We start from the raw sequence: 14,320 nt of genomic DNA on the forward strand, positions 1-14,320 counted from the left end.
AACAGTGCTGAAAATACTCATCAATGTGCATTTATATTGTAAAAAGCGAAGTTATAAAAATATTGACACTGTCAAGACAAAAGAGATTATAATATTTCAGAGTTTTCAATGGAAATTCAGTTTCCCCATTATGTTATTTTGAAAGCTTCTGCTGGTTCAGGAAAAACAACTGCTCTCACAGAAAGGTTTGTATATTTTTTGATTTCAAATAAAGTTCCTTATAACTCGCTACGAAATATTCTTGCTATAACCTTTTCAAACAATGCTGCATTTGAGATGAAATCAAGAATAATGCAGTGGCTTAAAAATATATACTTTCAAGAAGAATCTTCTATTTCCAGATTTTCTGAATTAACAGGTCTTTCTAATGAAGAGCTCTCATTTAGAGCTGGAGAGGTTCTTGATGAAATACTTAATCATTACTCAGACTTTCAGGTTAAAACAATTGATAGCTTTATGACTTCAATTTTTAAGGCTTCTGCTCTTGATTTTGATTACAATCCGGAGTTTGAGATTTTAATGAACAACGAATCTCTTTTTAGGCTTAGTTATGATCTATTTTTGAAAGATGTGGAGGAAAACTCTATAAAAACTGAGTTTTTCAATGAAATTATAGAAATAATAAATTCAAATAGCAATACCTATGTCTGGAATCCTTCAGAAAGAATTTTTAATGAAGTAAAGGGATTACATCTAAAAATTAATAACACTGATAAAGAGTTTGTATTTAAAAAAGAATACAGAGAGATATTAAAAAATATTGAAGTAAAACTTGAAGAAACAATGGAGAATATTAAGAAATATATAAAATTTTCTGGACTTGAGATAAATCGCTCAACAAAAATTCTTGATGAATTTGACAGGATAATTGAGAGCAGGAATTTTAAGGTTCTTCTAACAAAAGGTATTAAAAGGATTCCTGTAAATAAACCTAAGGATCAAAGTTTATCTCAAAAATATGAAAATATTTTGATATTGTGGAATAGATTTGTTGATGTATTAAAAGACTATGCTCTTTATTATGCACTAACTTTTTATTTACCATATCTTGAGGTTTATCAGAGTTTTAAAACCCTGTTAAATAAAATAAAACAAAAAGAATGTAAAATTTTTATTGAAGACATCAACAAAATTCTCTCTGAATATCTTAATAACTCAATTGTACCGGACATATACTTCAGATTAGGGGAAAAGATTCATCATTTTTTCATAGATGAATATCAGGATACATCTCCACTGCAGTGGAATAATTTGAAGTTTTTAATTGAAAACGCCCTTGCTGAAAGTGGAAGTCTTTTTGTTGTTGGAGATACAAAACAGGCAATTTATACTTTCCGCGGAGCTGATTACAGAATAATGAAAAGTTTGGAGGAAATGGAAATATTTCCCTCAGCTGCAAAAGTTGTTAAAACTCTTGATAAAAATTACAGAAGTAGAAAAAAGATTATTGATTTCGTGACAGAAATCTTTATGAATAAAGTCCTGAAACATTCAGCATATGCTGAAGCTGGTAAGTTCGCTGGATTTAATGAATGTCAGCAGATTACAAAAGAAAGTAATATGGAAGGCTATGTGGAAGTGAAAAATTTTGTTGAAGATGAAGAAACAGAGATAAAACAATATATTGCAGAATGTATTAGAGATATTACTCAGAGAGGTTACCAGTTGAGAGATATAAGCATACTTGCCTTCAAAAATGAACATGTGATAACCATTTCTCAATGGTTAAATGAACTGAATATGCCTTTCATATCTTATAGTAGTCTTGATGTGCGAAAGAGAAAGGTTACTTCAGAAATTTTAAGTCTTTTACGTTTTCTTGACTCTCCAATAGATGACTTTTCTTTTTCTGTTTTTTTATTAGGCGACATATTCAAAAGAATAATTAAAAGAGACGGAGAGAAGTTCTCTGCTGAGGAATTTCTTATTAAATACAGGGATGAAACAACACTTTATAAACATTTTGAAAGAGATTTTCCTCAATTATGGGAAAAATACTTTAGACAACTTTTTAAACTTTCAGGATATCTACCGATCTATGATTTAGTTTCGGTGGCACTGGATAATTTTAAGGTATTTGAAACAATGCCTGAGGAGGAAGCAACATTTATTAAATTACTTGATCTTGTAAAACAGTTTGAAGAAAATGGCTATAACAGTATTAAGGATTTAATAGATTTTTTTGAAACTCCTACTGATGATACTATATGGAATATAACAACTCCGACTGAGATAAATGCCATACAGGTTATGACTATTCATAAAGCGAAAGGATTGGGTTTTCCAATTGTTTTTGTTTATCTGGAAAATAATAACAAACCAAAAAATAGATACGTTCTTCATGAAGATGATAGGGGAGTAAATGTTTTAAAAATTACAAACCAAATAGCTGAAAAAAATGAATTGTTGTTAAAAATAAAAGATGAAGAAAAAAAATCAGAAATTATAGATCTATTAAATACTCTCTATGTGGCATTTACAAGAGCAGAAGATGAATTATATGTTTTGTGCAGGACCGACAAAGAAGATAAACTTCCCTTTGATATTCTCTCTGAATACTATGGTAGTGAAATAGGAACTAAGTCTTATAAAGATAAGCCTTTATCATTATTAGAGCATTCAGAGTTAACAGCCTCTCACTATCCATTATTACTGGATTTTGCAATTTCTGATGAGATAATCCATTTCAATGAAAAAAAGAGAGGAGACTTCATACATATGCTTCTTGCACAGATTGAGTATTTAGAAGAAAACTTCTTAGAAAATATAGATGCACTTATAGATATTTTAAACAAACATCTCCATACTAATTTTTTACCATCAGAGATAAAACCTCTGATAATTGATATGATAGATCATCCAGAGATTGGAAAATTTTTTAAACAGAGGTATGAAAAAATCTTTAATGAGATGGAAGTCATAGACAAAGAAGGCATTATCCATAGAATAGACAGAGTTGTTATTGATAAAGACTCTGTTACTGTAATTGAATACAAAACAGGCTCTCAACAGCAAGAGCATCTGTCGCAAATAAAACTTTACATGAATTTAATATCTGATATCTTTAAGGATAAAAGAGTGGAAGGATACCTTTATTATCTTGATTTAAGAGAGGTGAAACGAGTTGATTGATGAGTTGAATTTTCTAAAAAAGGAACAAATTATTGAAATTAAAAGTTCCGATGACATAATTAAAAAAGTTATGAATATTTTTTTAAATGAAGGATATGATTTTTCTGAAACTTTTATAGTTTTTCCAGGGAAAAGACCTTCATACTATTTAAAAAAAATCCTTGCACAAAAAATAAAACAGTCTTATATTCCACCAAAAATTTTTTCAATTGATGAGTTTATAGATTTTATTTTCAGAAAAATAAGCACAGCCTCTCAAATTGAACCATTTGAAGCTGTTGGTATTATTTATGAGATCTGTTTAAAACACAATTTATTAACAGAGTTTTTTAAAAAGTTTGACAACTTCATCTCCTACGGTTTCAAACTGTTTAATCTTTTAGAAGAACTTTACATTGAAGATGTTTCTGTAAATAAACTTAAAGAAGTAGAGACTCTTATCAATGTTCCTGTAAAATCTCAGGAAAAATTAAGATTTCTATCAATTGTCTATGAAGAGCTTTATAGAGAATTGAGTCAGAAAAATCTTTCTACCAGGTCATTAAGATATAGAAAAGTTGCAGAGTGTAAAAATTTGCCAGATTTTAAGTTTAAGGAATTGATTTTTGCAGGTTTTTTTGCTTTTACAGTTTCTGAAAAGAGAATTTTAGAGAAACTATCTAATTTTGAAAATTTTTATTTTGTTTTTCAAAAAGCACCAGAGTTCGATGAAAAAATTTTAAATAAAATAAATGTCTACAGTTGTCCTGATACCCATGCTGAGATAAAAATTGCAGGAAAAATTATAGAGAGTTCAACGATAGATGAAAAGACAGTTGTAGTTTTGCCGAAATCCGACAATCTCTTCCCTCTTTTAAGGCAGGGTATTCCATTTTTGAGAGAAGAAGATTATAACATCTCAATGGGTTATCCTTTAAACAGAACTCCAATTTATGGTTTTTTCAACAATTTATTTGAAGTTTTAAACTCAATTGAAGACAACCAACTCTATACACCTTCATATTTAAAATTTATTCTTCATCCTTATACAAAAAATGTAATTATTAAAAAAAGCGCTGAAATAAGCAGGATAATCTTCCATGAAATTGAAAATTTATTAATTTCTAAAGAGCTTTCCTTTGTTGAACTTGAATGGATAGAAAAGGAAGCATCAGTAATATTAGCCCAAAAATTGGAAAGTTTTAATCTCTCAGCTTACGAGATAAAAAAGCATTTTGAGACTATTCACAACAACACGATAAAAAAGTTTACCACAATTAAAAATATTGAAGAATTCATAAAAAGCTGTAGGGATGTGCTTGTCTTTATTTATGAAAATACAACAGCCAGATTTCATCCTTTTTTCTATCCCTATGTGGAAGCCTTTATTGCCCAATTTGATAAACTTCAGAATTCTGTGATAAAAAACTTTAAATTTGAGCATTTAGAGTCTTACTTTAACTTTTTTAAGAATCTTATAGCCCATGAAAATGTTCCCTTTCCTGGTACACCTTTAAAAGGATTACAGATACTTGGATTTCTTGAAACAAGAAATTTAAAATTTAAAAAAGTTATATTTCTTGATTTAAATGAAGGAGTTTTTCCTCCCCTTTCAGAAGATTATCTTATGCCTTATAAAATAAGAAAAATTCTTGGTCTATCTACTTATCAAGACAGAGAAAAACTTATATATTATTACTTTTCTCTTTTAGTTGATGGTGCTGAAGAGGTACATCTTTGCTACATAAAGAATGATAGATTTGAAAGATCAAGATTTATTGAAAAACTTATATGGGAAGCAGAAAAGAGAAAAGCTCAAAAAATGGAAATACCAATAAAATCGCTCTCATGGTCAGTAAATCTTTCATCAAAACTGCCAGCTGAAGTTGTTAAAACAGAACAAATAATGTCAGTCATAAATAATCTCTGCTTTTCACCTTCTGCAATTGATGATTATCTTCAATGCGGGCTGAGATTTTATTACTCCCATGTGCTTAAACTGGAAAGAAAAAGAGAGATTTCTGCAGATATTGAACGCTCTGATATTGGAACTATTGTTCATGAAGCACTCAGGGAATATTTTAAGTTGAGGAAAAACAAGAAACTCACTCCTCATGATTTTGGAAATGAGATAGAGAAGATTGTTCAAGATATCTTTTTTAGAAGATATGGAAGCAAAATAAGGGGCAAAGTGTATTTAATAAAAATTCAGATAATTCAAAGACTTTTGCAGTTGATCGAGTATTACAGAAAATTGAGCATAGAGCATCGTTTAAAAGTTCTTGAAGTGGAAGAACTTATAGAAGAAAATCTTTTTAACTCTATTTTCAAATATAGAATAGACTTAGTTGAAAGTATAGACGAATCTATCACAATTGTAGACTATAAGATATCAGGGTCTGAGCAACAGTACAGAATAAGATTTGATAAACTTGATCTATCAAATAGACAGAGCTGGTCTGCATGCATAGGTAGTCTTCAGATTCCTCTATATATGCTACTTTATGCTAAAAAACATAGGCTAAATATTTTTAATCTTAAAGGTTGTTATCTCTTACTTGGTAAAGCATTAATCAATGATGATGAAATAAGATTTGATCCTTTCCCTGAAGTCAACAAAGAAGAATACATAACAGCTGTATCAACTGTATTAGAAACACTTCTCAGTGAGATAAAAAATAAAGATATACCCTTTTACCCCACCTCTGACTTTAAAACAAAGTGTAAGCTCTGCGATTATCAATTAATCTGTGGTACCTTTACAACTCCTTCAAAAACCTCCTCTGCAGGACCTGTCATATAGACATGTCCATCTTCTGCCCATTCTATCAGTAAATCACCACCAAGAAGGTGAACAGTAACTTTTCTCTCTGTTAATTCCTTTACCATTGCAGCTACTGCAGTTGCACAGGCTCCTGTTCCACAGGCAAGAGTTTCTCCAGCTCCTCTTTCCCACACACGCATTACTATCTCATGAGGATTCTTTACAAAAGCAAATTCCACATTTGTTCTTTTAGGAAAAATCGGATGATTTTCAATGAGGGGACCGTATTTTGAAACAGCAAAGTTTTTTGGATCCTCTTCAAGAAATATTACTGCATGCGGATTCCCCATACTGACACAATTAAGTTTAGCATGCCAACCTGCGACCTCAAGTAAGAGGTCAAATGCTTTTTGTCCTTCCGCATCTACAGGAATCTTTTGAGGGCTGAATTCAGGTTTTCCCATATCAACCTGAACAAGCGGTCCTACTTTTTTAGGCTTTATAATGCCTGCAAGTGTTTCCACTTCAAGAATTTCTTTATCGGATAATCCTCTATCCCATATATATTTTGCAAAACATCTTATTCCATTTCCACACATTTCTACTTCTGAGCCATCGGCATTAAAAATTCTCATTTTGAAATCCGCAATCTGAGAAGGGTAAAGGAGTAAAAGCTGGTCGGCTCCAATCCCAAAGCGTCTATCACAGTATTTGACTGCAAATTTTTCAGGTTCTGTTAGTTTTTGATTAAGACAGTCAATTAATATAAAATCATTTCCAAGACCATGCATTTTTACAAAACTAATCTTTTCCATTAGAGCAAATCCTCCGGTATTATTTCATTTCTTATTAAATCTTTATAGGTTTCACGCTTTCTTATCAGACTGAATCTATCTCCTTTTACAAGCACTTCCGCTGCTCTTGGGCGACTGTTGTAGTTTGATGACATACTGAATCCATAAGCTCCAGCACTCATTACAGCAAGATATTCTCCAGCTGATACTTTTTCAATTTCTCTGTCCTTTGCTAGAAAGTCTCCTGACTCACATATAGGACCAACTATATCTGCTGTAATCTTTTTTCTTTTTCCATGAGTTACGGGCATGATTTCATGATAAGAGCCATATAAAGTAGGTCTTATAAGATCATTCATACCTGCATCTACAACTATAAAATTTTTTATATCTGTTTCTTTTATATACAAAACCTTTGTAACAAGAATTCCGGCATTGCCAACAATTGATCTTCCCGGTTCCACTATTAATTTACCTTTCTGATTTTTAATGAGAGGGATTAAAGCATTCGCAAGCTCTTTTGGATGAGGAGGCTCTTCATCTTTATAAGTAATTCCAAGACCTCCACCAATGTCAATATACTCTATATCAACATCTGCCTGAACAAGTCTTTCGTAAAGTTCAAGAAGTTTTTTTAATGCTTCAACATAAGCATTAATCTCTGTAATTTGAGAGCCAATGTGTTTATGAATCCCGATTACTTTTACATTTTCAAGAGATTTTGCCAATTTGTAATATTCAAGTGCTTTACCTATAGGAATACCAAATTTACTTGTTTTCAAGCCTGTTGCAATATACTTATGAGTCTTTGGATCAATATCAGGATTCACTCTTAAGGCAACTCTTGCCTGTTTTTTTAGTTTTTTAGCTATTTCATTTATTTTGTAAAGTTCTGCCTCAGATTCTACATTGAACATAAGAATATTATTTTTTAAAGCATACTCTATTTCTTCCTCACTTTTCCCAACTCCTGCAAATACTATTCTGAAAGGCTTTATTCCAGCCTTTAATGCTCTGAAAAGCTCACCTCCTGACACAATGTCTGCACCAATTCCGAGTTGAGCAAAAAGGCTTAAAATGGCAAGATTAGAGTTTGCCTTAACAGCATAACAAATAATGTGTGGAACTTCGCAGAAGGCTTCTTCATATGCCCTTATGTGTCTTATTAAGGTCCCATAGCTATAAATATAAAGAGGAGTTCCAAATTCTTTTATTAATTCTTTTACAGGTACATCCTCTGCATAGAGGTCGCCATTTTTGTAACTAAAAAAATGCACATTGTCCTCCTTTTGAATTTTTATGAAATATAATATTATACTAATTTTTTAAATGCTATGCACAAGGAGGAGTGAATGGGAAAGAATATTGTTGAGAAAATATTGGAAGCCCATCTTGTATCGGGAAAAATAAAAGAGGGTGAACTTATAGGAGTTAGAGTTGATCAGGTTTATACTCAGGATGCTACAGGAACCATGGCATGGCTTGAGTTTGAAGCAATTGGAATTGATAGAGTAAGAGTACCTCTTGCTGTTTCCTATGTGGATCACAACATGCTTCAGAGTAATTTTATGAATGCCGATGACCACCTTTTTTTGAGAACTGCTGCAGCAAAATTTGGTGCATATTTTTCACGACCCGGTAATGGAATATGTCATCAGGTTCATCTTGAAAGATTTGCAGCACCCGGAAGAATTGCTCTTGGTACAGACAGTCACACACCAACAGGTGGTGGTATGGGAATGATAGCAATAGGAGTTGGAGGGCTTGAGGCAGCCTCTGTGATGGCAGGAATGCCTTTTGAGTTTACCATGCCAAAGGTTGTGAGGATAAATCTTTCAGGAAAACTAAGAAGACCATATGTGACTGCTATGGATGTGATTCTTACACTGCTTAAGATGCTCAGTGTTAAGGGTGGGGTAGGGAAAATATTTGAATACGGTGGTGAAGGTGTAAAAGATCTATCAGTTACAGAAAGAGCAACAATAACAAATATGGGTGCAGAACTTGGCGCAACAACATCTATTTTCCCGAGCGATGAGAATACGTTAAAGTTTCTCAAAGCTCAGGGCAGACAGCATCAATGGATTGAACTTCAGGCAGATGAAGATGCAGAATACTCTGAAATCATTGAGCTTAATCTGTCAGAAATTGAACCAATGATAGCTCAACCACACAGTCCTGACAATGTTGTAGCCGTAAGAGAAATAAAGGGAATGAAGGTTCATCAGGTATGTATTGGCTCTTGCACAAATTCTTCCTATAAAATGATGAAAACTGTAGCCTCAATTTTAAATGGAAGAACAGTTCATGAAGATGTAACCCTATTCGTAAATCCTGGTTCAAAACAGGTCTATCAGATGCTTGCCAGAGAAGGTGATATTGAAAAGATGATTTCTGCTGGTGCAAGAATTCTTGAGTCAGCATGCGGCCCATGTATTGGTATGGGAGGTGCACCTGGTAGTGGTCAGATTTCTGTCCGTTCCTACAATAGAAACTTTAAAGGCCGTTCTGGCACGAAGGATGCTTTTGTCTATCTTGCCTCACCTGTGGTATGTGCTTTAACAGCTATCAAGGGTGAGATAGTTGATCCCTTTGATACAGATATCCCTGTAAATGAAATTACCGAACCTGATAGCTTTTTAATCAATGACAACACCCTTATTCCACCAAAAAAAGATAAAGATGTAAAGATAATCAAAGGACCAAACATAAAAGAAGTGCCTGTGAAGGAACCTCTTGAAGAGAATATTGAAGCTGAAGTTCTTCTTAAACTCAGTGATAATATCACAACAGATGACATTCTTCCAGCAGGTACTCAAGTTCTTCCTTACAGATCAAACATACCTGAGATATCAAAATTTACTTTCAAGAACATTGATGAAACCTTTTATGAGAGGGCAGTGAATGCAAAAACAAAAGGTGGAGGAATTATCGTTGGAGGTGAAAACTACGGTCAGGGCTCTTCCCGTGAGCATGCAGCAATAGCTCCCATGTATCTTGGAATTAAAGCCGTAGTAGCAAAATCTTTTGCAAGAATTCACCGCGCAAATCTAATTAATTTTGGTATTCTCCCTCTTATCTTTGTTAATCCAGAGGACTATGAAAAGGTAAATCAGGGTGATATTTTAAGGCTCAGTGATTTAGTTGAAGGAGTAAAAGGTTCACAGAGATATTTAGTTTTCAATAAATTAAAGAATACTTACTTTGAAGTATATTCAAATTTAAATGAGAAGGAGAGAGAGCTAATTTTACAGGGTGGTCTTCTTCCCTATGTAAGAAAAAAGGTAATCCAGTAAAAATATGTGCTGCCCAGATGGGAAAGCAGCTTTTTTTTAATTAATTTTATTGACTAAAACAGCAATTTGCTGGTAAAGTATTTTATTAAAAAATCTAAAAAGAGAGGAGGGGATTAACTGAATGCCCTCTGTAAATGTCAGGGAAATGGAGTCATTCGAGGCAGCGTTGAAGATGTTCAAGAAACAGTGCGAGAGGGAAGGTATACTTTCCGAAATCAAGAAAAGAGAGCACTATGAAAAACCAAGCGTAAAGAGAAAGAAAAAGATTCTTGCTGCCAAGAAAAAATTAGCAAAAAAAATGAAAATGTTATCAAAGTAGTAAAAATCATGTTATTAATTAAGGAGATTCCTTTAAAGGAATCTCCTTAATTTTATTTCTTAGGAGGAATTATGAAACTAAGAGAACTATATAAAAAAGCTATTCAGATTGGAATTGAAAATGATCCAAGAGGAAAAGATGAAGTTTTAAAAGAACTTGAAAAAAGAAAAAAGGATTATGAATCCCTTTCTGAGAAAAAAAGAGAATTTTTTGATATAGAGTCTCTTGAAAATCCTTATAGTGATTCAAGAATTCTTTTTGGTACAGGTGAGGAAGAAGTTAAAACAATTATTGCTGGTATAGACATGGAAGTAGGAGAGGTGGTTTTAGCTCATACTTTAAGATCAAATGGTACTCCCGTAGATCTAATTCTTGCTCATCATCCTGAAGGCGGAGCTTATGCAAGACTTTTTGCAGTAATGCATATGCAGGCTGATATACTTGGAAGATTTGGCGTTCCAATAAATATTGCTGAAAGTCTTCTTGAAAGACGTATAAAAGAAGTTGAGAGAAAATTAATGCCAGTAAATCACACCCGGGCAGTAGATGCTGCAAGACTTCTCAATATACCTTTTATGTGTCTTCATACTCCAGCAGATAATATGGTTGCTACATATCTACAAAAACTCTTTGATGAAAAAAAGCCTTATAATCTGGAAGATGTAATAGATTTACTTTTGGAAATCCCTGAATACAGAGAAGCGGAAAAAAATAATGCAGGTCCTAAAATTTTAATTGGAAACAAGGAAAGAAAAGCAGGAAAAATCTTTGTTGATATGACAGGAGGAACTGAGGGAGCAAAGGATATTTTCCAGAGTATGGCTTTAAGCGGAATAAACACTATAGTAGCAATGCATTTAAGCGAAGAGCATCGGAAAGAAGCTGAAAAAAATCATATAAATGTAATAATTGCTGGACATATAGCAAGTGATACTCTTGGATTGAATTTACTTCTTGATAAAATAATAGAAGATGAGGATATTAAAATTTTGGAGTGTTCAGGATTTAGGCGTTTTATTAGGCAATAAGCCTAAGTAATGGAATATCAGAAGATTTTAGAAGAAATTAAAAATAGATTGGATATTGTTGATGTTATTTCTGAATATATTGATCTAAAAAAAACAGGCCAGAATTATAAATCCTTATGCCCATTTCATGCCGAAAAAACTCCCTCATTTTTTGTTAACCCATCCAAACAGATTTTTCATTGTTTTGGATGTGGAAAAGGTGGAGATATTGTTACCTTTATAATGGAATATGAAAAAATAAGTTTTATTGAGGCTATTTCAATTCTTGCCAAAAAAGCCGGGATAGAATTTGAACCTTTAAAAAAAAGTATATCAAATTTTTCTAAAGAAAAACTCTATGAGATATACGAGCAAGCAACCTACTATTACATGGAGCAGTTAAAAAATTTTGAAAGAGCAAGACATTATCTTAAAAATAGAGGCATTAATGAAGAAACTATAAAAATATTTAAGCTCGGTTATGCACCTCCGGAGAGAGAATCTTTATATAATTTTCTGAAAAATAAGGGTTTTGATGATAATTTAATTAATTCTTCGGGACTTGTGAGTAATAACTGTGACTTTTTTAGAAATAGAATTATCATTCCCATTCACGATTTGACTGGCAAAGTTATAGGATTTGGTGGAAGACTAATTGATTCAACAGCAGAAATCCCCAAATATATTAATTCACCTGACACGCCGATATTTAAAAAAGGAGAAAACCTTTATGGCTTTTGGCATGCAAAGCAATATATCAGAGAAAAGGGATATGTAATTGTAGTGGAAGGTTACATGGATGTAATATTATGCCATCAATATGGATTTAAAAACACAGTAGCACCGCTGGGAACCGCTCTTACACAGGAACAGTTAGAAAAAACAAAAAGAATTTTAAATAACTTGAAAAAATTTACAAATAAAGTGCTATTAATCTTTGATGGAGATGAAGCAGGAATTACTGCTGCTCAGAGGTCATTATTACCTCTTTTTAATGGAGGATTTACAGTAAAGATAGTTTTATTACCTGAAAAAGAAGATCCCGCCAGTTTCTTACAAAAATATGGAGAAAAGGCATTTAAAACTTATTTATCAAAAGCTTTATCTCCTGTTGATCTAATTATAAAAACTTATCCTCAAAAAAAACTAAATGAAGGAATTCGTAATTTTCTTAATTTATTAAGTCATCTCAAAGATCTTATATATCGGGATGAACTTTTAAAAGAACTTTCAGAAAAAACAGGAGTTAATGAAGTTACTTTAAGAGATGAACTTAAACAAATTGTTTCAGCTAAAACTTCTAAAAAAGAACGGATTAAGATAAAAGAGTATTCCAGTTCCAAGGAAGAGGAAATTCTTCTTCGTATAATTTTATCTTATCCTGAAAAAATCGACTATGTACTGGAAAGAATCAAAATTGAAGATTTTGAAAATCTTTTAATAAAAAACATTTTTTTAAAAATAAAAGAATTATGTGAAGTAAATCAGTTTTCATTAAATGGACTTTTAAATCTTCTCAATGAAGAAGAGAAAACTCTAATTTCTAAATTGATAGTGGATTCTGAAATTGAGGAAGAATTAGTTTTTAAAATATTGAAAGATTGTATTAAAAGTCTTGCACTTAAATCTATTGATAAGAAAATTAAAGAAGTGGCAAAATTAGGTGATGAAAAGGCTCTTGGTGAATTGATTATAATAAGAAAAAACATTATAAAAAACTGTAATGAGTGACGAGAAAAATTTGTTTAATGAGTTTATTGAAAAAGATACTGAAATATCAAGAGTAGATGATTCTTTGAAGCTTTACTTTAAGTGTATTAAGTCTTTTCCAATTCTTACGGAAGAGGAAGAGAAAAATCTTGCCAAAACTATAAACGAGAAAAAGATAGATTTAATAAAAGAATTGCTTCATATTCCTTTTGTCCAGAGGAAAATATACGAATTGAGCAATATTTTTTCCAAAGATCCTGAAAAAGCTAAAGAAATGTTAGATGATGAAGAAACTTTTGAAATAGAACAAATCAAGGAAATATTTATTGACGTTTCAGAAAATATAAAGAAGATTATGAGAAGAAAAAAAGCAACAAAAGATTCTTTGAAAAAAATATTTAATATTCCATTGAGAGATGAATTGACAAATATGTTTGTGGAAGAACTTGATAATTTTAGAAAAGAAATAATGAAAGGAAAAGATTTAATCGCTGTTACAGGAATGTCAAATGATGAATTTCTAAATCATTATACAACTATAAGGAAAATATTTAGCGAATTAACAGAGGCTAAAAATAAAATGATAGAATCAAATTTAAAACTTGTAGTTAGTATTGCAAAAAAATATACAGGCAGAGGATTAAGTCTTGAAGATTTAATTCAGGAAGGAAATATAGGGCTTATGAAAGCAGTTGATAAATTTGAATATAAAAAAGGGTTCAAATTCAGTACATATTCAACATGGTGGATAAGACAATCAATCACCAGAGCTATTGCAGATCATTCAAAAACAATCAGGATTCCCATTCATGTTATTGATAATATATGCAAAATAAATAAACTTTATCGTGAGTGGTATCAAAATTCAGAAAGTGAGCCTGATATAGATGAAGTTTCATCAACTTTAAACATTCCACGTGATAAAATTACTGATCTTTTGTCTATAATCAAAGAACCTTTATCTATAGATATGCCTTTTAGAGATGACGACTCTTTGTTAAGGGAGTTTATAGAAGATATAAATTCTCCAAATCCATATGAGGAAGCTCTGCATGATGATTTAAGATATTTAATTGAGAAACTTTTTTCTATTCTAACTCAAAAAGAAAAAGATATATTAATGAAGAGATATGGAATAAATGAAGAAAAGCCGAAGAGCCTTGAAGAAGTAGGAAAGGAATTTTCCGTATCAAGAGAAAGAGTTAGACAGATTGAATTAAGAGCTATGAAAAAATTGAAAAGACTTTGCAGGCTAAAATGGCTTAAAGAGTTTATCAGAGACAGTTGACTAATCTATCTTTCTAAGGTTATAGTAAATA

General features: G+C 31.8%; 9 protein-coding genes. 7 read left to right on the plus strand and 2 right to left on the minus strand.

What is annotated here, in order from left to right; genetic code table 11:
- Nucleotides 1–108: 108 nt before the first annotated feature.
- Nucleotides 109–3,132 carry a UvrD-helicase domain-containing protein gene (locus TAGGR_RS00960; protein WP_059175509.1) on the plus strand — a complete coding sequence of 1,008 codons (3,024 nt, stop codon included), beginning with the start codon at nucleotides 109–111 and terminating at the stop codon, nucleotides 3,130–3,132.
- Nucleotides 3,125–5,914 carry a PD-(D/E)XK nuclease family protein gene (locus tag TAGGR_RS00965; protein WP_059175510.1) on the plus strand — a complete coding sequence of 930 codons (2,790 nt, stop codon included), beginning with the start codon at nucleotides 3,125–3,127 and terminating at the stop codon, nucleotides 5,912–5,914. Before TAGGR_RS00960 ends, TAGGR_RS00965 begins: the two co-directional genes overlap by 8 nt.
- On the opposite strand, the gene dapF is transcribed toward TAGGR_RS00965, so the two are convergent.
- Nucleotides 5,851–6,681, minus strand: coding sequence for a diaminopimelate epimerase (dapF, locus tag TAGGR_RS00970; RefSeq protein ID WP_059176521.1), 831 nt, complete (start codon nucleotides 6,679–6,681; stop codon nucleotides 5,851–5,853). The genes TAGGR_RS00965 and dapF overlap by 64 nt on opposite strands.
- An 8-nt stretch (nucleotides 6,682–6,689) precedes the next feature.
- Nucleotides 6,690–7,946 carry a diaminopimelate decarboxylase gene (gene lysA / locus TAGGR_RS00975; protein ID WP_059175511.1) on the minus strand — a complete coding sequence of 419 codons (1,257 nt, stop codon included), beginning with the start codon at nucleotides 7,944–7,946 and terminating at the stop codon, nucleotides 6,690–6,692.
- A gap of 75 nt (nucleotides 7,947–8,021) precedes the next feature.
- Here lysA and TAGGR_RS00980 point away from each other — a divergent pair, with 75 nt between their 5' ends.
- The 5 genes from TAGGR_RS00980 to TAGGR_RS01000 all read left to right on the plus strand — a co-directional run bounded on the left by TAGGR_RS00980 (nucleotide 8,022) and on the right by TAGGR_RS01000 (nucleotide 14,289).
- Nucleotides 8,022–9,965: an aconitate hydratase gene (locus tag TAGGR_RS00980; RefSeq protein WP_059175512.1), complete on the plus strand. Its 1,944-nt coding sequence runs from the start codon at nucleotides 8,022–8,024 to the stop codon at nucleotides 9,963–9,965.
- A gap of 121 nt (nucleotides 9,966–10,086) precedes the next feature.
- Nucleotides 10,087–10,284 carry a 30S ribosomal protein S21 gene (gene rpsU, locus TAGGR_RS00985; RefSeq protein WP_059175513.1) on the plus strand — a complete coding sequence of 66 codons (198 nt, stop codon included), beginning with the start codon at nucleotides 10,087–10,089 and terminating at the stop codon, nucleotides 10,282–10,284.
- Between the two features lie 71 nt (nucleotides 10,285–10,355).
- Complete coding sequence (locus tag TAGGR_RS00990) at nucleotides 10,356–11,312, plus strand: NGG1p interacting factor NIF3 (protein ID WP_059175514.1); 957 nt, start codon at nucleotides 10,356–10,358, stop codon at nucleotides 11,310–11,312.
- A 9-nt stretch (nucleotides 11,313–11,321) separates the two neighbouring features.
- Nucleotides 11,322–13,022, plus strand: coding sequence for a DNA primase (dnaG, locus tag TAGGR_RS00995; protein ID WP_059175515.1), 1,701 nt, complete (start codon nucleotides 11,322–11,324; stop codon nucleotides 13,020–13,022).
- 10 nt (nucleotides 13,023–13,032) lie between these two features.
- Nucleotides 13,033–14,289, plus strand: a complete 1,257-nt coding sequence (locus tag TAGGR_RS01000) for an RNA polymerase sigma factor RpoD/SigA (protein ID WP_059175516.1) — start codon at nucleotides 13,033–13,035, stop codon at nucleotides 14,287–14,289.
- Nucleotides 14,290–14,320: the final 31 nt, after the last annotated feature.

Origin of the sequence: Thermodesulfovibrio aggregans, assembly GCF_001514535.1 — a bacterium.
In the GTDB taxonomy this organism is placed as follows: domain Bacteria; phylum Nitrospirota; class Thermodesulfovibrionia; order Thermodesulfovibrionales; family Thermodesulfovibrionaceae; genus Thermodesulfovibrio; species Thermodesulfovibrio aggregans.

Bases quoted from the DNA above. Each gene is read 5' to 3' on its own strand.
- TAGGR_RS00960 (WP_059175509.1), top strand. From the start codon at position 109: ATGGAAATTCAGTTTCCCCATTATGTTATTTTGAAAGCTTCTGCTGGT.
- TAGGR_RS00980 (WP_059175512.1), top strand. From the start codon at position 8,022: ATGGGAAAGAATATTGTTGAGAAAATATTGGAAGCCCATCTTGTATCG.
- rpsU (WP_059175513.1), top strand. From the start codon at position 10,087: ATGCCCTCTGTAAATGTCAGGGAAATGGAGTCATTCGAGGCAGCGTTG.
- TAGGR_RS00990 (WP_059175514.1), top strand. From the start codon at position 10,356: ATGAAACTAAGAGAACTATATAAAAAAGCTATTCAGATTGGAATTGAA.
- dnaG (WP_059175515.1), top strand. From the start codon at position 11,322: ATGGAATATCAGAAGATTTTAGAAGAAATTAAAAATAGATTGGATATT.